This window comes from Halosolutus sp. YCN4, from assembly GCF_059736495.1.
Map to the genome: position 1 here is coordinate 523,057 of NZ_JCASSM010000001.1, position 25,460 is coordinate 548,516.

The 25,460-nt window shown below is 66.5% G+C and carries 28 protein-coding genes, 2 tRNA genes and 1 pseudogene; 22 read left to right on the forward strand and 9 right to left on the reverse strand.

Features of this window, described 5'->3' with window-relative positions:
• Positions 1-5: 5 nt before the first annotated feature.
• Together AC6I6X_RS02660 and AC6I6X_RS02665 are read right to left on the reverse strand one after the other, a co-directional pair.
• Positions 6-218, reverse strand: coding sequence for a hypothetical protein (locus AC6I6X_RS02660; RefSeq protein ID WP_250139678.1), 213 nt, complete (start codon positions 216-218; stop codon positions 6-8).
• Positions 219-256: 38 nt separating this feature from the next.
• Positions 257-931, reverse strand: a complete 675-nt coding sequence (locus AC6I6X_RS02665; protein ID WP_497928960.1) for a helix-turn-helix domain-containing protein — start codon at positions 929-931, stop codon at positions 257-259.
• Between the two features lie 136 nt (positions 932-1,067).
• Here AC6I6X_RS02665 and moaA point away from each other — a divergent pair, with 136 nt between their 5' ends.
• The 16 genes from moaA to AC6I6X_RS02745 all read left to right on the forward strand — a co-directional run bounded on the left by moaA (position 1,068) and on the right by AC6I6X_RS02745 (position 9,754).
• Entirely contained in the window at positions 1,068-2,060 is a 993-nt protein-coding gene (moaA, locus tag AC6I6X_RS02670) for a GTP 3',8-cyclase MoaA (protein ID WP_497928961.1), read from the forward strand.
• A gap of 140 nt (positions 2,061-2,200) precedes the next feature.
• Positions 2,201-2,283 (forward strand) — tRNA-Ser (locus tag AC6I6X_RS02675).
• 71 nt (positions 2,284-2,354) lie between these two features.
• Positions 2,355-2,873, forward strand: a complete 519-nt coding sequence (locus AC6I6X_RS02680) for a 30S ribosomal protein S13 (protein WP_250139675.1) — start codon at positions 2,355-2,357, stop codon at positions 2,871-2,873.
• Complete coding sequence (locus tag AC6I6X_RS02685) at positions 2,873-3,394, forward strand: 30S ribosomal protein S4 (RefSeq protein WP_497928962.1); 522 nt, start codon at positions 2,873-2,875, stop codon at positions 3,392-3,394. The genes AC6I6X_RS02680 and AC6I6X_RS02685 overlap by 1 nt, the downstream gene beginning before the upstream one ends.
• Positions 3,395-3,397: 3 nt before the next feature.
• Positions 3,398-3,787: a 30S ribosomal protein S11 gene (locus AC6I6X_RS02690; RefSeq protein ID WP_006182145.1), complete on the forward strand. Its 390-nt coding sequence runs from the start codon at positions 3,398-3,400 to the stop codon at positions 3,785-3,787.
• 3 nt (positions 3,788-3,790) lie between these two features.
• Entirely contained in the window at positions 3,791-4,540 is a 750-nt protein-coding gene (locus AC6I6X_RS02695) for a DNA-directed RNA polymerase subunit D (protein ID WP_497928963.1), read from the forward strand.
• 130 nt (positions 4,541-4,670) lie between these two features.
• Positions 4,671-4,755 (forward strand) — tRNA-Leu (locus AC6I6X_RS02700).
• Between the two features lie 87 nt (positions 4,756-4,842).
• Positions 4,843-5,196 (forward strand): 50S ribosomal protein L18e, encoded by a 354-nt coding sequence (locus AC6I6X_RS02705; protein WP_497928964.1) that lies wholly within the window; start codon positions 4,843-4,845, stop codon positions 5,194-5,196.
• Entirely contained in the window at positions 5,193-5,642 is a 450-nt protein-coding gene (locus tag AC6I6X_RS02710) for a 50S ribosomal protein L13 (RefSeq protein ID WP_497928965.1), read from the forward strand. The genes AC6I6X_RS02705 and AC6I6X_RS02710 overlap by 4 nt, the downstream gene beginning before the upstream one ends.
• Positions 5,636-6,034 (forward strand): 30S ribosomal protein S9, encoded by a 399-nt coding sequence (locus tag AC6I6X_RS02715; protein WP_250139670.1) that lies wholly within the window; start codon positions 5,636-5,638, stop codon positions 6,032-6,034. Before AC6I6X_RS02710 ends, AC6I6X_RS02715 begins: the two co-directional genes overlap by 7 nt.
• 12 nt (positions 6,035-6,046) lie before the next feature.
• The gene (locus tag AC6I6X_RS02720; protein ID WP_250139669.1) at positions 6,047-6,241 is read left to right on the forward strand and encodes a DNA-directed RNA polymerase subunit N; all 195 of its coding nucleotides are present in this window, start codon (positions 6,047-6,049) and stop codon (positions 6,239-6,241) included.
• Positions 6,242-6,243: 2 nt separating this feature from the next.
• On the forward strand, positions 6,244-6,429 hold the full coding sequence (locus tag AC6I6X_RS02725; RefSeq protein WP_250139668.1) for a DNA-directed RNA polymerase subunit K: 186 nt from the start codon (positions 6,244-6,246) through the stop codon (positions 6,427-6,429).
• Positions 6,426-7,637, forward strand: a complete 1,212-nt coding sequence (eno, locus tag AC6I6X_RS02730; protein WP_497928966.1) for a phosphopyruvate hydratase — start codon at positions 6,426-6,428, stop codon at positions 7,635-7,637. The genes AC6I6X_RS02725 and eno overlap by 4 nt, the downstream gene beginning before the upstream one ends.
• Positions 7,634-8,413, forward strand: a complete 780-nt coding sequence (rpsB, locus tag AC6I6X_RS02735; protein ID WP_497928967.1) for a 30S ribosomal protein S2 — start codon at positions 7,634-7,636, stop codon at positions 8,411-8,413. Before eno ends, rpsB begins: the two co-directional genes overlap by 4 nt.
• A gap of 156 nt (positions 8,414-8,569) precedes the next feature.
• The gene (locus tag AC6I6X_RS02740; protein WP_497928968.1) at positions 8,570-8,698 is read left to right on the forward strand and encodes a hypothetical protein; all 129 of its coding nucleotides are present in this window, start codon (positions 8,570-8,572) and stop codon (positions 8,696-8,698) included.
• 144 nt (positions 8,699-8,842) lie between these two features.
• Entirely contained in the window at positions 8,843-9,754 is a 912-nt protein-coding gene (locus AC6I6X_RS02745) for a DUF7283 family protein (protein ID WP_497928969.1), read from the forward strand.
• A 369-nt stretch (positions 9,755-10,123) separates the two neighbouring features.
• On the opposite strand, the pseudogene AC6I6X_RS02750 reads toward AC6I6X_RS02745, so the two are convergent.
• Positions 10,124-10,347: pseudogene (locus AC6I6X_RS02750) on the reverse strand (transcriptional regulator); the annotation flags it as partial.
• A 125-nt stretch (positions 10,348-10,472) separates the two neighbouring features.
• On the opposite strand from AC6I6X_RS02750, the gene mvk reads away from it, so the two are divergent.
• The gene (mvk, locus tag AC6I6X_RS02755) at positions 10,473-11,459 is read left to right on the forward strand and encodes a mevalonate kinase (RefSeq protein ID WP_497928970.1); all 987 of its coding nucleotides are present in this window, start codon (positions 10,473-10,475) and stop codon (positions 11,457-11,459) included.
• On the forward strand, positions 11,456-12,208 hold the full coding sequence (locus tag AC6I6X_RS02760; RefSeq protein ID WP_497928971.1) for an isopentenyl phosphate kinase: 753 nt from the start codon (positions 11,456-11,458) through the stop codon (positions 12,206-12,208). Before mvk ends, AC6I6X_RS02760 begins: the two co-directional genes overlap by 4 nt.
• A 60-nt stretch (positions 12,209-12,268) precedes the next feature.
• Here the strand turns inward: AC6I6X_RS02760 and AC6I6X_RS02765 are convergent, their stop codons facing one another.
• Entirely contained in the window at positions 12,269-13,177 is a 909-nt protein-coding gene (locus tag AC6I6X_RS02765; RefSeq protein ID WP_497928972.1) for a DUF726 domain-containing protein, read from the reverse strand.
• A 366-nt stretch (positions 13,178-13,543) separates the two neighbouring features.
• Between AC6I6X_RS02765 and AC6I6X_RS02770 the strand changes: the two genes are divergently transcribed.
• A complete protein-coding gene (locus tag AC6I6X_RS02770; RefSeq protein ID WP_497928973.1) occupies positions 13,544-14,896 on the forward strand; it encodes an RNase J family beta-CASP ribonuclease in 1,353 nt (450 codons plus the stop codon).
• Position 14,897: 1 nt separating this feature from the next.
• Positions 14,898-15,956, forward strand: a complete 1,059-nt coding sequence (gene idsA3, locus AC6I6X_RS02775; protein ID WP_497928974.1) for a geranylfarnesyl diphosphate synthase — start codon at positions 14,898-14,900, stop codon at positions 15,954-15,956.
• 9 nt (positions 15,957-15,965) lie between these two features.
• Here idsA3 and AC6I6X_RS02780 read toward each other — a convergent pair whose 3' ends face one another.
• Positions 15,966-17,630 carry a vWA domain-containing protein gene (locus AC6I6X_RS02780; protein WP_497928975.1) on the reverse strand — a complete coding sequence of 555 codons (1,665 nt, stop codon included), beginning with the start codon at positions 17,628-17,630 and terminating at the stop codon, positions 15,966-15,968.
• A 154-nt stretch (positions 17,631-17,784) separates the two neighbouring features.
• Here AC6I6X_RS02780 and AC6I6X_RS02785 point away from each other — a divergent pair, with 154 nt between their 5' ends.
• On the forward strand, positions 17,785-19,503 hold the full coding sequence (locus AC6I6X_RS02785; RefSeq protein WP_497928976.1) for a glutamate--tRNA ligase: 1,719 nt from the start codon (positions 17,785-17,787) through the stop codon (positions 19,501-19,503).
• A 41-nt stretch (positions 19,504-19,544) separates the two neighbouring features.
• Here the strand turns inward: AC6I6X_RS02785 and AC6I6X_RS02790 are convergent, their stop codons facing one another.
• The 3 genes from AC6I6X_RS02790 to AC6I6X_RS02800 all read right to left on the reverse strand — a co-directional run bounded on the left by AC6I6X_RS02790 (position 19,545) and on the right by AC6I6X_RS02800 (position 22,116).
• Positions 19,545-19,709, reverse strand: a complete 165-nt coding sequence (locus tag AC6I6X_RS02790) for a DUF8014 family protein (protein ID WP_265111995.1) — start codon at positions 19,707-19,709, stop codon at positions 19,545-19,547.
• Between the two features lie 48 nt (positions 19,710-19,757).
• A complete protein-coding gene (locus tag AC6I6X_RS02795) occupies positions 19,758-20,243 on the reverse strand; it encodes a DUF456 domain-containing protein (RefSeq protein WP_497928977.1) in 486 nt (161 codons plus the stop codon).
• A gap of 73 nt (positions 20,244-20,316) precedes the next feature.
• Positions 20,317-22,116, reverse strand: coding sequence for an SLC13 family permease (locus AC6I6X_RS02800; RefSeq protein WP_497928978.1), 1,800 nt, complete (start codon positions 22,114-22,116; stop codon positions 20,317-20,319).
• Between the two features lie 170 nt (positions 22,117-22,286).
• Here AC6I6X_RS02800 and AC6I6X_RS02805 point away from each other — a divergent pair, with 170 nt between their 5' ends.
• Positions 22,287-23,024, forward strand: a complete 738-nt coding sequence (locus tag AC6I6X_RS02805) for an SDR family NAD(P)-dependent oxidoreductase (protein ID WP_497928979.1) — start codon at positions 22,287-22,289, stop codon at positions 23,022-23,024.
• Positions 23,025-23,033: 9 nt separating this feature from the next.
• Here the strand turns inward: AC6I6X_RS02805 and tmcA are convergent, their stop codons facing one another.
• Positions 23,034-25,325: a tRNA(Met) cytidine acetyltransferase TmcA gene (gene tmcA, locus AC6I6X_RS02810; RefSeq protein ID WP_497928980.1), complete on the reverse strand. Its 2,292-nt coding sequence runs from the start codon at positions 25,323-25,325 to the stop codon at positions 23,034-23,036.
• Positions 25,326-25,460: the final 135 nt, after the last annotated feature.

Below are 25,460 nucleotides of genomic sequence, written 5' to 3' on the forward strand. Positions count from 1 at the left end.
CGATCTTACTTCAATCGGAACGGATTGTCCTCGTCGTCCTCGTCGTCGCTATCGGACTCGTAGGGCCGCCGTGCCGTGATCGTCACGGTCGCCTCCGGGTCGTCCTCGTCGGCCCAGGGGCTGTCGTACGCCGAGAGTTCGAGGTCCGTCACGTCCCAGCCTTCCGCCTCGATGAGTTCGACGAGTCGGCGCTGATCGGCGAGCATATCGTCGTCCATACGGCCCGGTTTGGGCCTGATCCGGGTAGGTGTTCCGCCTAGTGGAGACCGTTCCCGTCGCGATCGGCACTGTCGACTACCTCCGCGACGAGCGTCCGGTGGCCCCGCCGAAGCCGTTCGGAGAGCGCCTGGTGGGACACCCCGAGTTCGTCCGAGAGCGTCTCCATGTCCATCTCCCGCGGGATCTCGTAGTACCCGCGATCGAAGGCCGCGGCCAGCGCCTCGTACTGGGCGTCGGTCAGCCCGTGGCGGGTCCCGTGGGCCTCCTCGAGTCGGTGGATCTTCTGCACCTCGATCGTCAGCCCCCGGTCGGTCGCGAACCCGTAGGTCCGGGAGAGTGCGTCGCGTTCGGGGAAGAGGACGCGAAACCGCCACTGCGTGTTTTCGACGGCCGCGTCGAGGATCGTGGCCCGTTCTTCGGTCAACATGTGCAACATGACGGTGACGTCGTCGACCCAGTGCATCCGATACAGGCGTTCGACGCCGGACCCAGTGAGCAGTTCGGCCTCGTTCACCGTCGGATCGTCCGCGAGCGCGTCGTCGACCGTCGCGAGCGTCGACTCGTCCCCACCGAACCAGACGTACGGCATGACGGAGTCGGGATCGTGCGCGACGACCCGTTCGATCTCGACGGTGAGCGCGTTCGTCGCCTCGAGCGTCCGCCGTAGCGCGAACTCTTCGGCGGGGACCGCGAGTTCGGCGATCGTGCTCATGGACCTCTCCACGACGGCCAGCGTCAAGAGTGATTCATCCGATCGACCGGCGGTCCGATCCGGGCGAAACTGAATTCGGTTACATCGGGGCCGGATGCCCGGCGCACTTAAGCAGTTCCGTCTGCAACTGGGTGACATGCTCACCGACGAGTTCGGGCGCGAGGTTACGGGGGTCCGGGTCTCGCTCACCGATCGGTGTAATTTCGACTGCGTCTACTGCCACAACGAGGGGCTCGGCGACACCCGGGGACCGATGGATCCCCAGGACGACGAGATGTCGACCGACGACGTCGTTCGCTTTCTGGAAGTCGCCGCCGAGTTCGGCGTCGACGCAGTGAAGTTCACCGGCGGCGAACCGATGCTCCGCCAGGACCTGGAGGAGATCATCGAGCGCACGCCCGATTCGATGGAAGTCTCGCTGACGACGAACGGTACCTTTCTCCCCGGCCGCGCCGAGGCGCTGGTCGACGCCGGTCTCGAGCGGGTCAACGTCTCCCAGGACGCGCTCGACCCGCAGGACTTCGCCGAGATCACCAAAAGCGGCGCATACGAGAAGGTCCTCGAGGGGGTCGAGGCGGCGCTCGACGCCGGACTCGATCCGGTCAAACTCAACATGGTCGTCTTCGAGCACACCGCGGGCTACGTGCCGGAGATGGTCGACCACGTCGCCGAAAACGACGGCCTCCAGCTCCAGCTGATCGAGTACATGCCCGAGCTAACGGGCAAGCCCGAGTGGAACATCGACATCGAGCGGGTCCACGACTGGCTGGCCGAGCAGGCCGTCGAGATCGAACACCGCGAGATGCACGATCGGAAGCGCTACTGGGTCGGCGGGACCGCGAACGACGAGGGAGGGATGGTCGAGATCGTCGACCCCGTCGAGAACCCCACGTTCTGCGCGAACTGCCACCGCGTCCGGGTCACCCACGAGGGATACCTGAAGGGCTGTCTCAACCGCAACGACGACCTCCGACCGATGGGCGAGATGACCAAACCCGAGATCCGGGAGGCGTTCCGCGAGGTCGTCGCGAACCGGGTCCCCTACTACGGCGAGTACATGGTCCGGAACGGCGACGGCGAGTGGGAACTGAACGAGAAGTACCTCGAGGTCGAGACGCTGGCGGACTGAATCGTCGATCACGGACTGCTATCAGTCCCCGTCGTCGCCACCTTTCGTTGCGCTTAAGTACCCGTCGGCGGTACGTCCAGGTGCGATACGTGTAGGGGATGCAGTCCCCGAGTCCGGGAGGGCGACGATAGCACCACGGTGTCGTGGTAGCCAAGCGGCCCAAGGCGCATGGTTGCTAACCATGTGGCGTCAAGCCTCCGGGGTTCGAATCCCCGCCACGACGTCGGATACACCAGGCTGGCGATTTCGCCAGTCGCTTGCAACGCGCGCAGACCAGACATACATCCATCACACATGAGCGAGGAAGCACCTCAAGAGCAAGAGGACGAAGACCTTCAGTACTTCGTCCGCATCGGTCAAACCGACCTCGACGGGACGAAATCCGTCGAGCGCTCGCTCTCGGAGATGAACGGAATCGGTCGTCGGACCGCCCGGATCATCGCCGAAGAAGCGGGCGTCGATCGGACGGCGACGTTCGGTCGACTCGACGACGACGTCATCGACGAGGTCGTCGAACTCGTAGAGAACTACGCCGACGAAGTCCCCGACTGGCTCAACAACCGCCAGTCCGACTTCTACAGCGGCGAGACGACCCACGAGATCGGTAACGACCTCCAGTTGACCCGACAGCACGACATCAACCGGATGAAGATGATCGACTCCTACCGGGGCGTTCGCCACAAGCGCGGCCAGAAGGTCCGCGGCCAGCGAACCAAGTCCACCGGTCGTACGGAGGGCACCATCGGGGTCAACGTCGAAGAGATCCGCGAAGAACAGGCCGAAGAAGCCGCCGAAGAGGGTGAGGGTGAATAATGCCACTGGGCACTGACACCAAGCAGTACGAGACGCCGAACCACCCCTACCAGGGCGAACGCATCGCGACCGAACACTCCCTGCTCGATCGCTACGGCCTGAAGAACAAGGAGGAACTCTGGCGGGCACAGTCCGAACTTCGCTCCTACCGGCGCGAGGCCCGAGACCTGCTCGGCCAGGCCCAGGGCGACGAAACCGTCGTCCGCCGCTCCGAGGAGTTCCTCGGACGGCTCAAGCGCGTCGGCATCCTCGACAAGGGTGACGAACTCGGCGACGTCCTCTCGCTCGAAATCGAGGACGTCCTCGAGCGCCGGCTCCAGACGGTCGCCTACCGCAAGGGGCTCGCCAACACCACCCAGCAGGCACGCCAGTTCATCACCCACGGCCACGTCGTGGTCGGTGACCAGCGCCACCGGATCCCGTCGTACGTCGTCGACGTCGACGAGGAGGACCTCGTGGCGTTCGACGAGAACAGTCCGCTCGCGGACGAACTTCACCCCGAACGCGCGGAGGGTCAGTAAACCATGAGCCAGGACGACGAAAAGTGGGGCATCGCCCACGTGCACGCATCGTTCAACAACACCGTCATGACCGTGACCGACCTCACGGGCGCGGAAACGATCGCCAAGTCCTCCGGCGGGACGGCGGTCAAGCAGAACCGCGACGAGGCGTCGCCGTACGCAGCCATGCAGATGGCCGAGTCCGTCGCCGAGGAAGTCAAGGCGGCCGGGATCACCGGCCTCCACGTCCGCGTTCGCGGCCCCGGTGGGAACCTCCAGAAGTCCCCCGGACCGGGTGCGCAGGCGACGATCCGCGCACTCGCCCGATCGGGCATCGAGATCGGTCGTATCGAAGACGTCACGCCGATCCCGCACGACGGATCGCGCGCTCCGAAAGGCAAGGGCGGCTACTAGACCATGACAGAAGAGTACGACGTCGAGTTCGTCGAACGCGAGGATCGGGAAGCCCGATTCCTCGTCCGGGGCGTCACGCCCGCGTTCGCCAACGGCATCCGTCGCGCGATGGTCGCCGACGTGCCGACGATGGCGATCGACACCGTTCGGTTCGTCGAGAACTCGTCGGTCATGTTCGACGAGCAACTCGCCCTGCGGCTGGGACTCGTCCCGCTGACGACCCCGCCGGTCGGCGAGTTCGGCGAGGACGATACCGTCACGCTCTCGATCGACGTCGAAGGGCCAGCCACCGCCTACTCGGGCGATCTCGTCTCGAGCGACGACCTCGTTCGGCCCGCTGACGAGAACATCCCGATCATCGACCTCAAGGATGGCCAGCGGCTCGAGGCCGAAGCGGACGCCGTGCTCGATCGTGGCAAGGACCACGCCAAACACCAGGGCGGCGTCGCGGTCGGCTACCGGCACCTCCAGCGCGTGGAGGTCGTCGGCGACCTGCCCGAGTTCGAGGAGGAAGAGCGCCAGATCGTCCGCGGCGTGATCGAAGACGGCGGCGAACTCGTGCCGACCAGCGAGTTCGATCACGACCTCTCGAACCGCTATCCGGGCAAGGAGGTCCGGGTCGAAGACGTGCCGAACGCCTTCGTCTTCCACGTGGAGACGGACGGCTCCTTCGACGTCGAGGAACTGGTCACGCGGGCCGCCGACACCATCGAGGCGCGCGCGACCGATCTCGAAGAGGCAGTACAGCTATAGATGAGTCCACGCCCCCGATCCCACGCGACCGACGCCCCACTCGCCAGCGCCGCGAACGACGAGACTGGCGACGCGTCGGCACGCCGAATCGAAAGGGGTTTGAAGGGGCAGTGGGTAGACGGAAGTGCGAGCAGGGATAGCCAAGTCTGGCCAACGGCGCAGCGTTCAGGGCGCTGTCTCGTAGGAGTCCGCAGGTTCAAATCCTGCTCCCTGCATCCACTTCTTGCAACAGATCAGTTCGCTCGGCGACGCGACGTCGCGTCGCCGAACGATCGCAGTTTCGCAGTATTTGGAGGAAACCAATGAGTAGCAAGACCAATCCGAGGCTCACCGATCTTATCGCCGAGCTGAAGTCGACGTCCCGCGAGACGGACGCCGACGTCTGGCGAGACGTCGCGGATCGACTCGAGAAGCCCCGGCGCACCCACGCAGAGGTGAACCTGGGCCGCATCGAGCGGTACGCACGCGAAGAAGAGACTGTCGTCGTCCCCGGCAAAGTGCTGGGCTCCGGCGCACTACAGAAGAACGTCACCGTCGCGGCCGTCGACTTCTCGTCCTCGGCCGAGACGAAGATCGACCAGGTCGGTGACCCAGTACCGCTCGAGCAGGCGCTCGAAGAGAACCCAGACGGATCCGACGTACGGGTGATTCGATGAGTATCGCAGAGTTCGACGCTGACGTCGTCGTCGACGCCCGCGACTGTATCCTCGGCCGCGTCGCCAGCGAGGTCGCCCAGCGCGCCCTCGACGGTGACCGGGTCGCGATCGTCAACGCCGAAGACGCCGTCATCACCGGCGACAAGGAGGACGTCTTCGAGACGTACCGGACGCGGCTCCAGCTCGGCTCCGACAGGGGGCCGAACTATCCGCGCCGACCGGACACCATCTTCAAGCGGTCCGTCCGCGGGATGTTGCCCCACAAGAAGCCGCGCGGCCGCGAGGCGTTCGACAACGTCCGCGTCTACGTCGGCAACCCCTACGAAGACGACGACGAGCACGAGGCCGAGATCCTCGACGATACGTCGCTGGATCGCCTGTCGAACATCCGCTTCGTCCACCTGGGCGAAGTCTCCGAACAACTCGGTGCTAACGTCACATGGTAACCAACACGAGTGGCAAGAAAAAGACCGCCGTCGCTCGCGCGACCGTCCACGAGGGCGAGGGTCGCGTTCGAATCAACTCCAAGCCGGTCGAACTGGTCGAGCCCGAGATGTCGCGTCTCAAGATGCTCGAGCCGTTCCGCATCGCCGGCGAGGACCTGCGCAGCGAGATGGACATCGACGTTCACGTCGAAGGTGGCGGCATTAGCGGCCAGGCAGACGCCGTCCGCACCGCCATCGCTCGCGGGATCGTCCAGCACACGAACGACGCCGAACTCCGCGACGCGTTCATGGAGTTCGATCGATCGCTCCTGGTCAACGACGTCCGCCAGTCCGAACCGAAGAAGTGGGGCGGCCCGGGCGCTCGGGCACGCTACCAGAAGTCCTACCGCTAAGGTGATCCAATCATGATGGTACCGGTCCGGTGTTTCACCTGTGGCACTGTCGTCGGCGAACACTGGGAGGAGTTCGACGAGCGAGCGAACGAGGGCGACGAGGACCCCGAGAAGGTCCTCGACGAACTCGGCGTCGATCGCTACTGCTGTCGGCGCATGCTCGTCTCCCACACCGACCTCGTCGACGTCGTCGCTCCGTACCAGTAACCATGCAACAGGAACGACACAACCGATACGAGAAAGCACGCATCCTCGGCGCGCGAGCGCTGCAGGTGTCCTACGGGGCACCCGTCTTGATCGAGACGGACCAGACGGAGCCGATCCTGATTGCCGCAGAAGAGTACGACGCCGGCGTGTTGCCGTTCACCGTCAAGCGGGGCTACGATCGAAAATGACGCTCATTACCGACGTCCGACTCCGGCGCATCCTCGACTCGCGGGGGAACCCGACCGTCGAGGCCGACGTGCTGACCGAAAGCGGCGGATTCGGCCGTGCCGCAGCCCCAAGCGGTGCCAGCACGGGCGAGTACGAGGCCGTCGAGCGGCCGCCGACCGAGGCGATCGCCGCGGCCCGCGAGCATGCCGTCCCCCGCCTCGTCGGCGAGGCTTACGCCGGGAACCAGCGCGAAGTCGACGCCATCCTGCACGCTGCGGACGGCACCGACGACTTCTCCGAGATCGGTGCCAACAGCGCGGTCGCCATCTCGATGGCCGCCGCGAAAGCGGGTGCCGACGTGCTCGGCGCGCCGCTGTTCCAGCATCTCGGCGGGACGTTCCGGGGCGAGAACTTCCCGATCCCGCTGGGGAACGTCGTGGGTGGCGGCGAACACGCCGCCGACGCGACCGACATTCAGGAGTTCCTCGCCGCGCCCGTCGGCGCACCGAGCGTCGAGGACGCCGTCTTCGCCAACGCCGCCGTTCACGCCGCGGTCGCCGACCTGCTCGAGGAACGCGACGAACCCGCCGGCAAGGGTGACGAAGGCGCGTGGGCACCGTCGATCGACGACGGCGAGGCGTTCGAGATCGTCGACGAGGCGGTCTCGATGGTCGCCGACGAGGTTGGCTTCGAGATCGGCTTCGGACTCGACGTCGCGGCCGCCGAGATGTACGACGACGACTCGGAAACCTACGAGTACGAGTCCGCCGGAATCAGTCGCGACACCGACGAACAGATCGAGTACATCGCCGACCTCGTCGACGAGTACGACCTCGTCTACGTCGAGGACCCGCTCGACGAGAACGATTACGACGCCTTCGCCGATCTCACGGATCGGGTCGGCGATCGAACGCTGATCTGCGGTGACGACCTGTTCGTCACCAACACCGATCGGCTCGTCGAGGGGATCGATCGCGGCGCGGCCAACAGCATCCTGATCAAGCCCAACCAGATCGGGACGCTGACCGACGCCTTCGACGCGATCGAACTCGCGACGAAAAACGGCTACGACTCCGTCGTCTCCCACCGCTCGGGCGAGACCGAAGACACGACGATCGCACACCTCGCCGTCGCGACCGACGCGCCGTTCATCAAGACGGGCGCGGTCGGTGGCGAGCGAACCGCCAAGCTCAACGAGCTCGTAAGAATCGCAGACGACGCGACATGACAGACAACGACGCATCCCAGGAAGGGCTCGACGCCGCCGAGGAGGAGATCGACGAGGAGCCAGCCGAAGGGGCTGGCCCCGCCGCCGACGCGGACGTCGAGCCAGCAGACGAACAGCCAGCCGAGGCCGACGAGGCCGACGCTGAACCGGAAGACGAGGGCCCCGCACTCGACGACGACGTGATGAGCGACGAGGAAGCGGACCTGCTGATCCCCGTCGAGGACTACCTCGGCGCCGGTGCCCACATCGGCACTCAGCAGAAGACCGAGGACATGGAGCGGTTCATCCACCGCGTCCGGACCGACGGCCTCTACGTGCTCGACGTCTCGAAGACCGACGGCCGCATCCGCACGGCCGCGGACTTCCTCGCGAACTACGACCCCGAACAGATCCTCGTCACCTCGAGCCGCCAGTACGGACGGTTCCCGGCGGAGAAGTTCGCCGAAGCCGTGGGCGCTCGCGCCCGCACCGGCCGCTTCATCCCCGGAACGCTCACGAACCCGAAGTACGACGGCTACATCGAACCCGACGTCCTCGTCGTCACCGACCCGATCGGCGACGCCCAGGCCGTCAAGGAGGCCATCACGGTCGGCATCCCGGTCATCGCGATGTGTGACTCGAACAACCAGACCAGCAACGTCGACCTCGTCGTCCCGACGAACAACAAGGGTCGCAAGGCCCTCTCGGTCGTCTACTGGCTGCTCGCCAACGAAGTCCTCGATCGGCGCGGCGCGGAGCCGTCCTACTCGCTCGAGGACTTCGAGAGCATGGTCTGAGCGGATTCGAATTCGGAGCGTGCTTTTTCCGTCGGCTCGCCCCCGAGCCACGCGGCCGTCCGAAGCCGATCGACTGGCTGTACCTGTCCGTTCAATTCCCCCCGAGCCGAACCGGCGGAGCGACAGAATTAGGTGACGACCGCCGGAAGTGCCGATATGATCCATCGGCTCTTCGAATTCGAGCAGGAGACGCTGCCGCCGGCGGTCGTCCTCTCGACACTGGCACTGATTGCGCTGTTGGCGATCGGAATCGTCTACCGCGTGGTGACGATCGTCGCGTTCTGACGGGCGCCGTCGAGGCGGGATCGAATCGTCACCGAGCGACAGCCAGGCGAGGACGGTGCGAGGGGATTCGAGTACCGGGCGAGCAGGACGATACACCGACAGCCCACACCTGAGTTTAAATACGAGGGGTCGGCCAATCGGGCCATGGACTGGGAGGCCCCCGTCGATGCGTGGTACGTCTTTCTGGCGGTATCTATCGTCAGCGTCGCGCTGGCTGGCGTCGTACTGAGTCTACCGGCGGGGCCGCCACCGGACGCGAACCAGGCGGCGAATACGATCGAGAGGGTGTCGGGAAGTTCCACCGAGGCCAGCGCTACCTGGGTGTACGAGGCCGATACGATCCGTATCGACGGCCCGACGATCGAGATGAAAAACGATCACAAGACCGCCCACACCAGCATGTCATACGGTGTCGTCGTTCCAGTCGACGAGTCGGAACGGTTGGAAAACGTCGTTCACGGGGCCGAGTTCGAAGACGAATACGAAGACGAGTTGGACGACGAAGACGCGCACGCCGTCGAAGCATTTCTATCGGACCTCGAGAACGAATACGAGGAAAACACCGGTGAGACGATGGTGGCGAGCGGCGAGTTAGTCGCTCGTCAGGTTACTGTCGATCCGGACGTAGACGAGGTCGAAAACCTGCACGAATCCGCGGAACTCGAAGTAACGGAAACCTCGAAAAACGATAACGTCAGGGAAGTGACCCTCTCGTACGACGGCATCCCTGGCAGAACTATCGAACTCGACCTGGAGGGGTCCTACACCACAGGTACGGACCTGCATTACGAGGAATCCAGGGCGTTCTCTACCGGATCCGGTGAGATCGTAATCTCCGACATCTCCTCGCCGACCGTGGGATGGGCAGGCAACCCGCCGCTCGAATTCTCCGTCGATTACGAGGACGGGACGTGGGCCGGAACCGATCTGGACGTGGGGACGACGCTAACGTGGGACAACGAAATCGAGCGCAGCGCCACCCTCGACGACGACGCACCGTTCGTCGAATACAAGGATTCAACCGGGAAGTACCATGTCACGATCGCTACCGTCTAGAGCGCGGACCGAACCGATCGCAGCCCTGATCGCCGTGATGACGGTCGTCGGTGTCGGAGCGTACGCCGTGTATATGGCCGATGCCCTTCCCGGAGCGACCGATCGAGGGGCCGAGGAAACGACGATCGATCGCGTTCGATACCGTCGATCCACCGCGTCGGGCCACAATCAGCGCGGCAAGGCGGTCTTCGGTTCGCGTACGGGTTTCGACGGTCGCGCGTCCGCGATATCACGTCGAGGAGGCCGTCTCGATCAGGTCTGCGACCAGTTCTACCGCCTCGATCGCCGTCGTACCGTACGTCGTCGGTTCTATGCCGAACGAGTTCCGATGATAGGCGACGGGCGGGATGCCGCCCCGGTCGTCGAACCGCGATCGGAGGTGGGTTTCGCGATCGTCTCGGAATCCACAAGAAAGCGATCGTCACCATCCGGATCGCCGCTGACGTACTTGCTGACGGCGGCCTGGGCGACGCCGAGGTGGGCCGCAATCTCCTGCTGGGTGAGGCCGCGATCGACGAGTCGGCGGGCGAGCATCCAGCGGACGCCGGCAGGAACCGCTCGACGACGAGTTCGCTCGGCAAGACCAGTGACATCGTCCCCGGATTCGGACGACGCGGACACAAGTTCGGTCACCGCGGGAGAAACGAACGACCCGGACCGGGATCGGTCGATCGGAGAGACAGACAGCTATTAACCATCGTCGTGCGAACGGCCGGGCATGACACGTTCGAGCGCCCCCGGCAAAGTATACCTCTTCGGGGAGCACGCAGTCGTCTACGGCGAACCCGCGGTGCCGTGTGCGATCGAGCGGCGGGCCCGGGTCGACGTTACGCGACGCGACGACGGGAAGTTACGCGTCAACTCGGAAGATCTCAGCCTGAACGGGTTCACGGTCGAGTACGGCGCGAACCCGGACGACCAACCGGACGTCGACGTCCCGCAGTCGCTGGTCAGCGCGGCCATGGGGTACGTCGACGGCGCGATCGAACAGGTGCGCGAGGTCACCGGCGAGGCGGACGTCGGCTTCGACGTGACGATCGAGAGCGACATTCCCCTGGGTGCGGGACTCGGTTCCTCGGCGGCCGTCGTCGTGGCTGCGATCGATGCGGCCACGCGGGAACTCGGCGTCACGCTCGACACCGACGAACTCGCCGAACGTGCATTCCAGACGGAGTATGCGGTCCAGGACGGCCAGGCCTCGCGAGCGGACACGTTCTGTTCGGCGACCGGCGGCGCGGTCAGGGTCGAGGGCGACGATTGCCGATCGATCGAGGCCCCCGACCTGCCGATTGTGATCGGGTTCGACGGCGGCGCGGGCGATACCGGCGAACTGGTCGCGGGCGTGCGCGGCCTGCGCGAGGAGTACGAGTTCGCGGCGGACACGGTCGAGGCGATCGGCGACGTCGTCCGGAACGGCGAACATGCGCTCGCGGACGGCGACATCGAAGAACTCGGACGGCTGATGGACTTCAACCACGGCCTCCTGTCGGCGCTCGGCGTCTCCTCGCGATCGCTCGACGCGATGGTCTGGGCGGCCCGCGACGCCGAGGCCTACGGGGCGAAACTGACCGGTGCGGGCGGCGGGGGCTGTATCGTCGCCCTGGACCCGACCGACGAGACCGAGACGGCGCTCTCCTTTACGCCGGGGTGTGAGGAAGCGTTCCGCGCCGAACTCGCGGAGGAAGGGGTGAGGCGACTCGAATGATCGTCCTGAAACTCGGCGGAAGCGTCGTCACGGACAAGGATCGGCCGGAGACCCTCGACGGCGCGGCGCTCGATCGAGCGGCGGACGCGATCGCGGCCGCGATCGACGCGGGCGGCGACGCGCTCGCGGACGGACTCGTGATCGTCCACGGCGGCGGGAGTTTCGGTCACCACAACGCGAGCGACCACGGCGTCAGCACGTCCGCCGGGACCCACGACGTGGATGCCGTCGTCGACGTTCACGGCGCGATGACGACGCTCAACCGGTTCGTCCTCTCGCGACTGCACGAGCGCGACGTCGCGGCCGTCCCCGTCCACCCGTTCTCGGCGGCCCACCGCGACGGCGAGGGCGAACTGACGCTCCCGACCGGGCAGGTCGAGACGTTGCTCGCGGAGGGGTTCGTCCCCGTCTTGCACGGCGACGTGGTCGCCCACGCGGGCGAAGGGGTGACGATCGTCAGCGGCGACGAACTCGTCGCGGCGCTCGCACGCGATCTCGGGGCCGATCGGATCGGCCTCTGTTCGACGGTTCCGGGGGTCCTCGACGACGGGGACGCCGTGATCGATCGGATCGGGTCGTACGACGACGTGGCGGACGTGCTCGGGGAGAGCGATTCGACGGACGTCACCGGCGGGATGGCCGCGAAGGTGCAGGCGCTACTCGATCTGGAGGCCGAGGCCTCGATCTTCGGACTCGAGGATCTCGACGGTTTCTTCGCCGGCGCGGATCCGGGCACGACGATCGGGTAGGCTACGCCCGGGACACAAGCGATCGGGGTTCCCAGTTCTCGTACACGAATTCCGCCCCGATCAGAACGTGTCGACGACTTCGTGGAGACAGCCGTCTTCTTTGTAGTGGCTGAAGTGATCCGGAACGTAATCGACGTTGTGGTCGGTGTAGTTCTCCGGCGGCGTGCCATCGACGCCGGCGGCCCCGACGGCGGTTCCCCACTCGGCGGTGCTGTACGCCCAGTCGAGGACGTCGTCGTCTTCCATCCAGAAGTTGTCCAGTCGTGCGGTCGCCGCTTCGATGTTCGATCCGTACCGCCCTTCCATCGAGACGGCGTCGTCGTCGGCTGCCCCGCCGAGCAGAACCGTCGATTCGACGACGTCGGTCCGGCCCCAGGCGTCCAGCGATTCGAGGGCGCTGAGAGCGACCCGCGCGCCGAGCGAGTGACTGCATACGCGGAGCGTGACGTCGGGATTCGCGTCCGCGTACCCGCTCAGGAAGGCTGCCAGTTTCGCGCCGTTTCGTTCGGCGATTTCGGTCGCGTTGTACCAGCCGAAATCGGCGTCCCAGGTGTAGCCGACGACGGGGGAGTCGTACCCTTCGGCCGCGAACGTCTCGCCGGCCGCGCTGACCGAGCAGACGCCGCCTTCCAGATCGTTGTTCCAGCCGTGGGCGTGGATCAGGAGTTCGTCCTCTGGATCGGTGTGAACGCCCGGAATCCCGTCCCCGGCGTACTCGAAGTTGGTGGCCGTGTTGCCGTCGGTCAGGACGACGCTCCCGTACCACGTCGTGTCGAAGTGACCGCGGGTCGTCACCCGCGGATAGGACAGCGGCGGGTCGTCGCAGCTGTCCTTCTTCCCCGCCGAAACGGGCGCACTCGCCGCCGCGATCGCACCGGTGCCGACGAGCAGCGCGCCGGTTCCCCGGAGGACGGTCCGTCGTGAGGGGGTCGCCGATGTCGGCTCGGATCCCGTGGTGTGACGTGGCATGACAATGTAATATCTCCCTACTATAATTAATCTTTATGGAATATGGGGAGGAAACTGTCGGTCGAGGGGCCGTCCACGATCGCCGTTCGACGGCGTGGCGGAATTCGTCGAGGCATGGTCAACCCACTGCGTCGAGGCGTGGCCAACCCACTGCGTTTTTAACACCCGGGCGTGTAGTGCCCACTAGCGAAACCCGCGGGCAAGTGCGTTCGCGGCTCACGGCGGTGCCGTGGGCCGATCGGCGGCGATCGTCGCCACGAGCGCATAGCGGGATGGCCAACGCGCTGAAAGACGCCGGGGCCGCACAACCGGGAGTCCGCGGACCGTTTCGATGAGAGTCCATACGCGGCTTTCAGTACAACGACCATGGAAATCGAAATTGCAACGATTGGCGGTTACGAGGAAGTCGGACGGCAGATGACTGCCGTCCGCGCCGGTGACGACGTCGTCATCTTCGACATGGGATTGAACCTCTCGCAGGTTCTGATCCACGACAACGTCGAAACCGAGCGGATGCACAGTCTCGACCTGATCGATATGGGCGCGATCCCCGACGACCGGATCATGTCCGATCTCGAGGGCGACGTTCAGGCTATCGTGCCGACTCACGGCCACCTGGACCACATCGGTGCCATCTCCAAACTGGCCCACCGGTACAACGCACCGGTCGTCGCCACGCCCTTCACGATCGAACTCGTCAAGCAGCAGATCGAGGGCGAGCAGAAGTTCGGCGTCGAGAACGACCTGATCAAGATGGACGCCGGCGAGACGATGTCGATCGGCGACTCCGGCCAGGTCGAACTCGAGTTCGTCAACGTCACTCACTCGATCATCGACGCGATCAACCCGGTCCTGCACACGCCGGAGGGTGCAGTCGTCTACGGCCTCGACAAGCGCATGGACCACACGCCCGTCATCGGCGACCCGATCGACATGAAGCGGTTCCGCGAGATCGGTCGCGAGGGCAACGGCGTCCTCTGTTACATCGAGGACTGCACGAACGCGAACAAGAAGGGGCGCACCCCGAGCGAGAAGGTCGCCCGCGAACACCTCCGGGACGTCCTCTACAGCATGGAGGACTACGACGGCGGCATCGTCGCGACGACGTTCTCGAGTCACATCGCCCGCGTGACGAGCCTCGTCGAGTTCGCCAAGGACATCGGCCGCCAGCCCGTCCTGCTGGGCCGATCGATGGAGAAGTACTCCGGGACTGCCGAGCGACTCGACTTCATCGACTTCCCCGAGGACCTCGGGATGTTCGGCCACCGCAAGTCCGTCGACCGGACGTTCAAGCGGATCATGAACGAGGGCAAGGAGAACTTCCTGCCCGTCGTCACCGGCCACCAGGGCGAGCCCCGGGCGATGCTCACGCGAATGGCTCGCGGCGAGACCCCCTACGAACTGGACGACGGCGACAAGGTCGTCTTCTCGGCGCGGGTCATTCCGGAGCCGACCAACGAGGGCCAGCGCTACCAGGCCGAGAAGCTGCTGGGTATGCAGGGCGCTCGCGTCTACGACGACATCCACGTCTCGGGCCACCTCAACCAGGAGGGCCACTACGAGATGCTGGACGCGCTCCAGCCCCAGAACATCATCCCCGCCCACCAGGACATGAGCGGCTACTCGAGCTACGTCAACCTCTGCGAGAGCGAGGGGTACAAGCTCGGCCGGGACCTCCACGTCACGCGCAACGGGAACCTCATCCAGCTTGTCGACTGATATGACGAGCCCCGAGGCACGAGAAGAAGCGGTACTCGAGGCGGTCCGGAAACGCCGCGAGCAGGTCAACGACGCGATTCCGGACGCACTCCCGATCCAGCGGCCGGAGCGGCTCTACGAGGCGTCGCGCTACCTGCTCGACGCCGGCGGCAAGCGACTCCGGCCGGCGGTCCTGTTGACGACCGCCGAGGCGCTCGCCGACGTCGAGCCGATGAGCCGGGATTACCGTTCGTTCCCGCCGGTCGCCGGGGACGCGGCGTCGACGATCGACGTCATGGCGGCGGCCGTCAGCGTCGAGGTCATCCAGTCGTTCACGCTGATCCACGACGACATCATGGACGACGACGACCTTCGTCGGGGCGTTCCCGCGGTCCACAAGGAATACGATCTGGAGACCGCGATCCTCGCGGGTGACACCCTCTACTCGAAAGCCTTCGAGATCATGCTCGAGACCGACGCGGAGCCCGATCGAGTCGTCGAGGCGTTCGGGATCCTCGCGCGGACCTGTACGAAGATCTGCGAGGGCCAGTCGCTCGACGTGACCTTCGAGGAGCGCAAGAATGTCTCGCCCGAGGAGTACCTCGAGATGGTCGAACAGAAGACGGCGGTACTGTACGCCGCCTCCGCGTGTCTCCCCGCGGTCCTGCTGGGTGCCGACGACGAGACGATCGACGCCCTCTACGGCTACGGGCTGGACATCGGCCGCGCGTTCCAGATCCAGGACGACGTCCTGGACCTGACGGTTCCGAGCGAGAAACTCGGAAAACAGCGCGGTAGCGACCTCGTCGAGAACAAACAGACGCTGATCACGGTCCACGCACGCGAGCACGGTCTCGACGTGGAGGACCTGGTCGACACGACCGACGTGGACGCCGTCACCGAATCCGAGATCGAGGACGCCGTCGCCGAACTCGAGACCGTCGGGTCGATCTCGTACGCGAACGAGACGGCCCGCGACCTGGTTCGCCAGGGGAAAGATCGTCTCGAGGTGGTGCCGGACAACGAGGCTCGCGCCCAGTTGTGCGACCTCGCGGACTACCTGATCGAGCGCGGGTACTGACCGTCGCGGTCAGTCGGCCCGCGCGACGGCGTCGCGCTCGTTTTCGCCGGCCCCCTCCGTGTCACTCACTTCGTCACCCGATTTCTCCTCGGCCGCCTCGAGGATCGCCGCCATCGTCTCGAGTTCCCGCTCCAGCGAGTCGTCGCCGATAGCGTCGGCCTCGGCGGCGAAGTGCTCCCGGAAGGCGACGATGCGCTCCGCGTACTCCGGTGCGACCCGCAGGTCCGCCGACTGTCGCTCCCACTTCCCGAGGTCGGGTTCATCGGTCCGCTCGAGACCGCCGTCGGGGGCGTCCGGGTCGTCGCCGGCGAGCGAGGCGCGCTCGTAGTCGATCCAGTTCGCCATCAGGGTCGCGTAGCGCGACAGGACGACGGCCTTGCGGACGCTGTCCGTCTCGAAGTACTCCGGTTCGCGATCGTCGAACGTCACGCGCTCGGACGTCTCGTGACTCACGCCGTCGCGGTCCTCGTAGCTCGCGGTCAGTTCGAGGTCGGGGTCATCGGCCGTCCGGTTCAGTTCGAGGAGGACGACCCCGCCCTTGCTGGCGCCGTCCTCGGTCGGCGAGGGGAACAGCGTGTTGACCGACATCAGTTCGCCGGTCTCTCCGTCGGCGTCGGGCGAACCGTACACCGCCTCGATCTCGTAGCCCTTCGACTCGACGGCGAGTTCGAGGTCGTAGACCATCGGCGTGACCATGTACTCGAACTCCTCGCCCATCCGCTCCTCGAAGTCCTCGGCGGAGTGGACGGCGTAGTAGTTGGCGCCGCGGACGGCCGTGATCTGATCGACGAGTTCGGAGTTGAAGTCCATCCCGACGCCGACGAACGTGGAGTGGATCCCGCGCTCGGCGTTGGCTTCGAGGGCGGACTCGAGTCCGTTCGCGCTCGTATCGCCGACGTTCGGCATCGCGTCGGTGAGGTAGACGATCCGAGTATCGTACCCCTCCTCTTCGGCGTGTGGTTCGACCATCTCGCGGGCCGCGTCCATCCCGGCTTCGAGGTTCGTCCCGCCGTCGGCCTCGATCGAGCGCACGTCGTCCGCGAGGGCCTCGCGGTCGCGCTCGTCCATCCGTTCGAGGGGTGCGACGGTCGTAGCACGATCCTCGAAGGTGACCAGCCCGAAGCGGTCGTCGTCCTCGAGTTGATCGAGGAGCGCGACTGTCGCCTCGTTTGCGGCCTGCATCTTCGGCTTCGTCTCGGGCCGCTCGGCCTCGGGGTCCTCGCGGTCGTAGTGGTACTCGGCCATCCCGGAGCCCATCGACCCGGAGACGTCGAGGACGACCACGAGGTTGAGGTTCTCGCGCTCGAACTCGGACGACTCGAGGTTCGAGTTCAGCCCGACCGAGAGGTACTGCTCGGTCTCGGTCGACAGCGGATCGGTCGTCACGGCGCGACTGTAGGCCGGACAGAACAGGTCGTCGCAGTCGCGATCGCCGGTCTCGAAGTAGTAGTCGTAGAAGAGTCCCTCGTGAGTGATGTCGGAGCGGATCGGCAGGTGGCCCGCCTCGACGTTGTTCCTGAAGTTGTCGACGTCCTGTGCGCCGCCGACGGCGTAGCCGAGGCTGCCATCGTCGGAGGCCCCGAGACCGCCCCCGCCAAACGAACAGCCCGCGAGCACCAGCATCGCGACGACCGCGAGCGTGGTCACCACGTGGTCCCGTCTTCGCTGTACCATGTTCGTCCCGACAGTGTCACACCTCTATAACGTTTGGATAGCTATAATTTTCATTGTAGCTAGTTTCGTCAGCGGTCTGCGCGCGAGCACCGCACTCGCCCGGGCCGACTCCACACCGCGGGGATTTTGAACGGGCGCGGTAAATCTCCCACCAATGGACGACGAGTTACGCGAGCGTGTCGAACGCGAGGCCGAGAAGCACGCGCTGTTGAACGCGGTCAAACACGAGAGCGACGCCGACGTCGGTGCCATCATGGGGCCGTTGATGGGAGACAATCCCGACTTCCGCGAGTACGGCGACGAGATTCCCGGCGTCATCGGCGGCGTCGTGGGTCGGGTCAACGACCTCGACTACGACGCCAAACGCGATCGACTCGAGGAACTCGCCCCCGAGGAACTGGCCGAGATCGAGGCCGAGGACGAGGAAGACGAACACGCGCTTCCGGACCTCCCGAACGCCGAGGAGTTCGACGAGATCCGGATGCGGTGTGCGCCGAACCCGAACGGCCCCTGGCACGTCGGCCACGCCCGGATGCCCGCCGTCATCGGCACCTACAAGGAGCGCTACGACGGCTGGTTCTGCGTCCGGTTCGACGACACCGATCCCGAGACGAAGCGGCCGGATCTCGACGCGTACGACCAGATCCTCGACGCCGTCGACTACCTCGGGTTCGAACCCGACGCGGTCTACCGGGCCAGCGATCGCGTCGAGACCTACTACGACCACGCCCGCGAACTGATCGAACTGGGCGGGGCCTACACCTGCTCGTGCCCGGCCGAGGAGTTCAGCGAACTAAAAAACGCCGGCGAACCGTGCCCACACCGCGACGCCGACCCAGAGGACGTCCTGGCGGAGTTCGAGCGGATGGTTCGGGGCGAGTACGACAGCGGGGAGATGGTGTTGCGGGTCAAGACCGATATCGAGCACAAGAACCCCGCGCTCCGGGACTTCGTCGCGTTCCGGATGATCGACACGCCCCACCCGCGTGAGGAGGCCAGCGAGTACCGCTGCTGGCCGATGCTCGACTTCCAGTCGGGGATCGACGACCACCTGATCGGCATCACCCACATCATCCGCGGGATCGACCTGCAGGACTCCGCGAAGAAACAGCGGTTCGTCTACGACTACTTCGACTGGGAGTACCCCGAGGTGATCCACTGGGGCCACGTGCAGGTCGACGCGTACGACGTCCCGATGAGCACCTCGTCGATCAAGGAACTGATCGACGACGGCGAACTCGACGGCTGGGACGACCCGCGGGCGCCGACGCTCGCGAGCCTCGAGCGCCGCGGCATCCGTGGCGAGGCGATCACGGAGGCGATGGTCGAACTGGGAACCTCGACGTCGAACGTCGACCTCGCGATGAGTTCGATCTACGCCACCAACCGCGAACTGATCGACGACGAGAGCGATCGGCGGTTCCTCGTCCGCGACGGCTCCGAACTCCCGCTCGGCGGGAGTCCCCCCGCGGAGGCGAACCCGCCGCTTCACCCCGACCACGAGGACCGCGGCGTCCGCGAGATTCCCGTCGGCGACGCCGTCGCGCTCGAGTCGGGGGACCTCCCTCAGCGGGAGGAGCGCGTCTGGCTCAAGGGGCTGGGTTGCTTCCAGTACACCCGAGACGCCCTCCAGTACACCGGCGAGGACATCGACGTGGTCCGTGAGGGCGACGTCGACGTCGTCCACTGGGTCCCGGCGACCGAGAGCGTCCCCGTCCGGATGCGCACGCCAGACGGCGACGTCGCCGGCCGCGCGGAACCCGGCGTCGCCGACCTCGACCCCGACGAAGTCGTCCAGTTCGAACGCGTCGGATTTGCCAGGATCGATCACCACGACGACGGAGAGACCGTCGTCTACTACACGCACCCCTGACGCGATCGACTGTTTCGCCGATCACAGCCGCTACGGGGAGTTCACTCGAGCAGATCGTCGGCCCGATCGGGTACCGGATCCGCGACGACGCCGTCCTGTCGGCCGAGTACGCGGGCGTGGGCGGCACAGACGTACCGGTTCGCGGCCCACGGAATGTGCAACTCGACGGCGGCGGGTCGATCGCAGTCCGCTTCGGAACACTCCATCCGTTCGTGTGAACGATGCCCACGGCTTGAGTGTTTTCCCGGCGCCGATCAGAACAGGAAGACGGCCACGAGGAAACCCAGGAGGATCGACGCCGTCAGCAGGACCTGCACCGCCGTCGACGCGAAGACGCCGACGGTCGTGTAGGCGGCCGATCGCGTGCTCCCCTCGAGTTCCCCGTTTCGGACGAATTCGAGGACGAAGACGGTGCCGAAGAGACCGACGACCAGCCCCAGCGGGCCCGTAACGAGCATGAGGACGAGCCCGGCGACTGCCGCGGCGGCGGTCGTTCCCCACGAGGCGCCGCCGGCTTTCGCGGCGATCGAACCGGCGAAGAACTCGACGAGCGCGGTGACGACGGCGATGGAGACGAGGACGACGAAGGCGAGAACCCCGAGATCGGCGAATCCGGAGCCCCACCAGTAGAGGCCGAGGCCGGCCAGCGAGAGGAGGCCGCTCGGAACCATCGGGACGGCCGCCCCGACGATTGCACCAGCCAGCAACGCGATCGCGAGGAGCGTCACCGCGTCTACCATACGTCCGTCGACGGGCGCGCGCGGCAAAGTCGTACCGCTGGCTGCGGCAGGTGGGAATCGGCCCCGGTGGCGATCACACCCCCCAGAAGAACGCGATGCCGACGGTCGTCACGACCGCGAGCAGGAGCTGGAGCGGGCCGCCGACGCGGACGAAGTCCTGGAACTGGTACTTTCCCGGCCCGTAGACGAAGAGGTTGGTCTGGTAGCCGACGGGCGTCATGAACGCCGTGCTGGCGGCGAAGGTCACCGCGAGGACGAACGCGAAGGCGTTGGCGTTCAGCCGCGCGGCGACGTCGACGGCGACCGGGACGAGCAACACGACGCTCGCCTGGTTGCTGACGACGTTGGTCATCGCGGCGGCTAGCAGGTAGAACAAGCCGAGGACGCCGATCGCCGGCAACACGTCGGCGCTCGAGACGACGATCGCGCCGAGGACGTCCGCGCCGCCGGTCTCGGCCATCGCGTTCCCCAGGGGAATGACGCCGGCCAGCAGGAAGATGACGTCCCACTGGACGGCCTCGTACGCCTCGGCCGGTTTGACGACGCCGGTCGCGAGCATCGTGACGACGCCGGCCAGGGCGGAGACCATGATCGGCAACAGGCCGATCGCGGCCAGCCCGACGACCGCGAGAACGACGCCGACCGCGATCGGCAGTTTCGAGCGTCGGAACTGCTGGAGCGCGAGATCACCGGCGACGATGACGTTCGGGTCGTCCGCGAGACGATCGACCGTCTCGGGCTCGGACTCGATGAGGAGCGCGTCTCCCGGACGGAACCGGAATTCGGAGAGCCGTTCGTGGGTGATCCTGCCGCCGCGGCGAACGGCGAGCACGCGAGCCGAGTAGGTGTCGGAAAGGCGAGCCGAGTCGATCGTCTCGCCGATCAGGTCCGATCCCGCCGTGAGGACGATCTCGACGAGCGTCTGTTCCGGCGCGAGCGTCTCGAGGTCGGCTTCGCTCGTCACGCCGGGAACGAGGTCGACGCCGTCGACGTCGAGCAACGTCTGGAGCGCGTCGTCGGTGAGCCGGACCGTGTAGACGTCACCGCTCTGGACGGTCGTCGACAGCGAGGGGTTGGACGTGTACCGATCGTCCCGGATCAGCTGGGTGACCTCGGCCTCGAAATCGACCTCCTCGAGGGCATCCCGGAGCGTCGTGCCGGTCACCGGCGAATCTTCGCGAACGACCAGTTCCGTGAGGTACTCCTCTTTCGCCGTCGTCGCTCGCTCGCTCCGGGGCGTGACGCGGGCTGGGGTGAGCCAGTAGCCGATCGTGAGCAGGTACATCGAGCCGACGACGAACACGACGACGCCGAGCTGGGTGAACTCGAACATCGAGAACGGGCGATCGACGTACTGCGCGGAGAGACTGCTCGCGACGAGGTTGGTCGAGGTGCCGATGAGCGTGAGCATGCCGCCGAACATCGACGCGTACGACAGGGGCAAGAGGAGTTTCGACGGGGAGGTCCCGTTCTCGTGGGCGAGGTCGTTGACCATCGGCACCAGCACGGCGACCGCCGCCGTGTTGTTGATCAGCGCCGACAGCGGCCCGACGATGCCGATCGTCGCGCCGAGTTGCTTGTATTCGCTCGTCCCGGTGTAGGCGGCGACGGTCTGCTGGAGACGCTGAATGAGGCCGGTCCGGCGAACCCCTTCGCTCAGGATCATCATCGCGAGGATCGTGATCGTCGCGGGGTTCGAAAATCCGGCCACGCCGTCGCTCGGGGAGACGCCCGTCCACGGGCCGAGGATCATCAGCGTGACCATGATCCCGATCGCCGTGACGTCGATCGGGACGGGCTCTGTGACGAACAACACGAGCGCCACGAAGATGATCAGGAAGACGAGTACCGAACCAGTCGTCAACGCGGCCATCCGGTTGCGCGTACTTCCAGCGCGACTGTCAAATAACCCTCGTTACTTCTCCTCGAGCGGGGTCCCGCCGGATCGCGATCGGCGGATACCCGGTCGGCTGGCGTCGATCGTCCGTTCCGCGCTCCCGCCGATTCGGTACACATACCTTTCATCGGTAGCACTGGTAGGCCATGACGGACGGTGCCATCATCGTCGGTGCGTCCTCGGGGATCGGCGAAGCGCTCGCCCGGGAACTCGCCGATCGGGGCTACGAGATCGGCCTGGCGGCGCGGCGAACGGAGCGACTGAAAGCGATCGGTGCCGAGTTACCGACGCAGGCCTACGTCGCGACGATGGACGTGACCGACGCCCCGGACGCCCGGGATGGCTTCTTCGAACTCGCCGCAGCGATGCCGTCGGTCGACGTCGTCGTTCTCAGTGCCGGGGTCGGGTACGCGAACTATCAGTTGCGCTGGGTGCGGGAACGCCGGACGATCGACGTCAACGTCCGCGGGTTCACCGCGATCGCGACGGCCGCGATGGAGTACTTCGAGGCGAATCCGGACCACGCACGCGAGCGTGACGGCCACCTCGTCGGCGTTTCGTCGGTCGCCGCCCACTTCGGAAACGGTGCGACGCCGGCGTACAACGCCTCGAAAGCGTTCGTCTCGACCTACCTCGAGGGGCTCCGGGCCCGCCAGCACGGTGCCGAGTCGGACGTGGCGATCACCACCATCGAACCGGGGTTCGTCGACACCGACCTCTCGATGGGCACGTTCTGGGAGTGTTCGCCCGAGACGGCCGCCCGCCAGATCGCCCGTGCGATCGAGAACGAGCGCAAGCACGCGTACGTCACCCGCCGCTGGCGACTGGTCGCGTGGCTCCTCGACCTGTTGCCCGAGTTCGTCATCCGGCGCGCGTTTTCCTAGGCTGGCGACTCACTCCTCGAGAAACCGATCGCGAACCGCGAGCGCCGCGTCGCCGCCGTAGCGGTCGACCAGCGGACAGACCGCGTCGCCGAGAGCGCGCATGCACTGCCCGGACGAGGGATAGTCGAGGCGATCGGCTACCGTCGACCACTCGCGAGCCTGCAACACCCGGAGGACGAGCAGTCGCTCCTCGCGGTCCGTCAGGTCGATCGCGGCCGGGTCCTCGACCAGGTACCTGACGACTAGCGATCGGAACGGGCCGGGATCCACGTCGAAGAGTCCGGGGCCGTAGGCCGCGCCGGCGACCACGCGCCACTCGTGATCGGTCAGGTCGATGGGCGGGGCCGCGTCGGGGTCGACGCTTCGCAACGCCGCGCGGGCCACGTCCGGGTCCAGGTCGTCGAGCGAATCGGAACAGACCGCGGCGAATCGCCGGGCGAACCAGTCGGCGTGGCGATCGCGGAGCGCTCGTCCCTCGTCGCTCGTTGGCGCGAGCATGAGCGCGGAGTACTCCCCGCTGGCGTCGTTGCGCGTCGTCGAGAGGTGGATCGTGCCGTAGTCGTTCCCGTGCCAGAACCGCAGGAGCCCCGGCGTCGCGCCGAAACCGGTCCCGAGCCAGTCGACGTCCTCGCCGTACTCGGCCCGGATCTCCGCGAGCAGGCGCGAACCCAGCCCCCGCGATCGGGCGGCGTGGTGGGTCGCGATGCGGACGACCCTGAGTCCGGCAGGGTCGCCCGCCGCTTCGTCGCGCAACTGGCTCGTGAGCACGTCCGGGAGCATGTTCCCGCGGACCCGCCCGCCCTCGTACATCGCCGATCGCGTCTCGCTCGCGAGGTTCCCCTCGCGGGCCAGCAGGGCGACGCTGACGACGTGCCCGTCGTGGATCAACGCCCGCGCCTCGAGGTTCGGGGCGTCGAGCAGTCGCGCGAGGTCGTTGGGCTCGGTCCGGTAGTGGGCGAGCACGAGCAGGCCGAACGCCTCCCGCAGCAGGGTCTCGTCGGCGAGGAGCGCGTCGGGGTCGAGCCGTCGGTACTCGATCACGTCCGAGTCCGGTTTCGCGTCCGCGACGAGCGGCGCTGCGGGCGGCCGGGCGTCGAGGAGCAGGGCGCGAAACGCCCAGACCTCGATCGGGTCCCCCGCGGCGTAGCGGATCGGCGCCGACATCGTGCAGTCGGTGACCGCGTGGTCGCTCTCGGCGAGTCGATCGCGAAACCGGACGGAGAAGCCGCGACCGGCCCCTTCGTAGCCGTGGATCGTCGTCGCGAACGCGACCCGATCGGCCGCGAGCAGCGACTCGAGCGTCGGGACCGGGAGCGCGGCCGCCTCGTCGACGATCACGACGTCGGCGCTCGAGAGTCGATCGACGGCCTCGTCGGGATCGCGGAACCGGACGCGGCCCCCGTCGTCCGTCTCTACCTGCGTCGATTGGACGGTGGTCGCGACGTCGAGCGTCTCGGCGAGTTCCCCCGCGCGATCGAACACCTCCCGTGCGTTCCGGAACTGCGGGGCGGTGACGAGCACGTCCTGGCCGTCGGCGGCGAACGCCCCCGCCGCGAGTCCGGCAGCGCTCGACTTGCCGCGCCCCCGATCGGCTTCGAGAACGATGGCCCGCGGTTCCCCGCGATCGGGACCGGCGGCGTCGGCGCTCGTGAGGGACTCGAATGCGGCGACGGCCTCGGCCTGGTCGGCCGTGAGGCAGGCCTCGTAGGTTGCCGCCGGAAAGAGGCGGTCGTCGGACGCGATCGGCGACTCCGTTTCGGCGGTCAGGCGAGGTGCCGGATGGGTGAGTCCGTCGTCTTCGATCGTGCCGGCGTCGCAGTCGACGATCGCGATCCCGCGGTGTGCGCGGAGGGTCTCGACGAATCGTCGTCGGAACCGTCCGGCCACGTCCGACAGCGAAAACGGGGGCACGGCCAGCGACTCGTCGAACCCGTCGCGTCGATCGGGCCACGCGTCGAGCGGCGGCGTCAGGAGGACGAGCAGGCCGCCGCCGTCGACGGTGCCGACGAGTTTCCCGACGGCGTTGGGCCGGAGTTCCGTGTGGGCGTCGATCGCCACGACGTCACGCGTCGTCCCGAGGAGATCACCGGCGTTCGACTGCGGGACCTGTTCGCAGCGAAGTCGATCGTCCGGGCCGACGAGCGTCGTCCGCGTGATCGGGATCGAGAGGTCGTCCAGGACGGTTTCGAGGGCGTCGTAGCCCCGCTCGCGATCGCCCGCGAGCACCAGCAGGCGGCGCTCGTCCGTCCGCGTCGCTTCCGCGCGGAGCCTGCGCGCGAGGTCGACGACGTCGGCGTCCATGTGACCCGATCGGGTGGCTCGAGAGTAATAGGCACCGGAACGCCACGAGGGAGCGTCCGTTCGGACGGCCGACCTGTCGTCGGCCCGACTACGGCCCGTGCGGAGGTGTCTCACTGCCTCGGCCGTTTGAACACG

Excerpts from the sequence above, each read along its gene's own strand:
- AC6I6X_RS02660 (WP_250139678.1), bottom strand. The coding sequence starts at position 218 with ATGGACGACGATATGCTCGCCGATCAGCGCCGACTCGTCGAACTCATC.
- AC6I6X_RS02665 (WP_497928960.1), bottom strand. The coding sequence starts at position 931 with ATGAGCACGATCGCCGAACTCGCGGTCCCCGCCGAAGAGTTCGCGCTA.
- moaA (WP_497928961.1), top strand. The coding sequence starts at position 1,068 with ATGCTCACCGACGAGTTCGGGCGCGAGGTTACGGGGGTCCGGGTCTCG.
- AC6I6X_RS02680 (WP_250139675.1), top strand. The coding sequence starts at position 2,355 with ATGAGCGAGGAAGCACCTCAAGAGCAAGAGGACGAAGACCTTCAGTAC.
- AC6I6X_RS02685 (WP_497928962.1), top strand. The coding sequence starts at position 2,873 with ATGCCACTGGGCACTGACACCAAGCAGTACGAGACGCCGAACCACCCC.
- AC6I6X_RS02690 (WP_006182145.1), top strand. The coding sequence starts at position 3,398 with ATGAGCCAGGACGACGAAAAGTGGGGCATCGCCCACGTGCACGCATCG.
- AC6I6X_RS02695 (WP_497928963.1), top strand. The coding sequence starts at position 3,791 with ATGACAGAAGAGTACGACGTCGAGTTCGTCGAACGCGAGGATCGGGAA.
- AC6I6X_RS02705 (WP_497928964.1), top strand. The coding sequence starts at position 4,843 with ATGAGTAGCAAGACCAATCCGAGGCTCACCGATCTTATCGCCGAGCTG.
- AC6I6X_RS02710 (WP_497928965.1), top strand. The coding sequence starts at position 5,193 with ATGAGTATCGCAGAGTTCGACGCTGACGTCGTCGTCGACGCCCGCGAC.
- AC6I6X_RS02715 (WP_250139670.1), top strand. The coding sequence starts at position 5,636 with ATGGTAACCAACACGAGTGGCAAGAAAAAGACCGCCGTCGCTCGCGCG.
- AC6I6X_RS02720 (WP_250139669.1), top strand. The coding sequence starts at position 6,047 with ATGATGGTACCGGTCCGGTGTTTCACCTGTGGCACTGTCGTCGGCGAA.
- AC6I6X_RS02725 (WP_250139668.1), top strand. The coding sequence starts at position 6,244 with ATGCAACAGGAACGACACAACCGATACGAGAAAGCACGCATCCTCGGC.
- eno (WP_497928966.1), top strand. The coding sequence starts at position 6,426 with ATGACGCTCATTACCGACGTCCGACTCCGGCGCATCCTCGACTCGCGG.
- rpsB (WP_497928967.1), top strand. The coding sequence starts at position 7,634 with ATGACAGACAACGACGCATCCCAGGAAGGGCTCGACGCCGCCGAGGAG.
- AC6I6X_RS02740 (WP_497928968.1), top strand. The coding sequence starts at position 8,570 with ATGATCCATCGGCTCTTCGAATTCGAGCAGGAGACGCTGCCGCCGGCG.
- AC6I6X_RS02745 (WP_497928969.1), top strand. The coding sequence starts at position 8,843 with ATGGACTGGGAGGCCCCCGTCGATGCGTGGTACGTCTTTCTGGCGGTA.
- mvk (WP_497928970.1), top strand. The coding sequence starts at position 10,473 with ATGACACGTTCGAGCGCCCCCGGCAAAGTATACCTCTTCGGGGAGCAC.
- AC6I6X_RS02760 (WP_497928971.1), top strand. The coding sequence starts at position 11,456 with ATGATCGTCCTGAAACTCGGCGGAAGCGTCGTCACGGACAAGGATCGG.
- AC6I6X_RS02765 (WP_497928972.1), bottom strand. The coding sequence starts at position 13,177 with ATGCCACGTCACACCACGGGATCCGAGCCGACATCGGCGACCCCCTCA.
- AC6I6X_RS02770 (WP_497928973.1), top strand. The coding sequence starts at position 13,544 with ATGGAAATCGAAATTGCAACGATTGGCGGTTACGAGGAAGTCGGACGG.
- idsA3 (WP_497928974.1), top strand. The coding sequence starts at position 14,898 with ATGACGAGCCCCGAGGCACGAGAAGAAGCGGTACTCGAGGCGGTCCGG.
- AC6I6X_RS02780 (WP_497928975.1), bottom strand. The coding sequence starts at position 17,630 with ATGGTACAGCGAAGACGGGACCACGTGGTGACCACGCTCGCGGTCGTC.
- AC6I6X_RS02785 (WP_497928976.1), top strand. The coding sequence starts at position 17,785 with ATGGACGACGAGTTACGCGAGCGTGTCGAACGCGAGGCCGAGAAGCAC.
- AC6I6X_RS02790 (WP_265111995.1), bottom strand. The coding sequence starts at position 19,709 with ATGGAGTGTTCCGAAGCGGACTGCGATCGACCCGCCGCCGTCGAGTTG.
- AC6I6X_RS02795 (WP_497928977.1), bottom strand. The coding sequence starts at position 20,243 with ATGGTAGACGCGGTGACGCTCCTCGCGATCGCGTTGCTGGCTGGTGCA.
- AC6I6X_RS02800 (WP_497928978.1), bottom strand. The coding sequence starts at position 22,116 with ATGGCCGCGTTGACGACTGGTTCGGTACTCGTCTTCCTGATCATCTTC.
- AC6I6X_RS02805 (WP_497928979.1), top strand. The coding sequence starts at position 22,287 with ATGACGGACGGTGCCATCATCGTCGGTGCGTCCTCGGGGATCGGCGAA.
- tmcA (WP_497928980.1), bottom strand. The coding sequence starts at position 25,325 with ATGGACGCCGACGTCGTCGACCTCGCGCGCAGGCTCCGCGCGGAAGCG.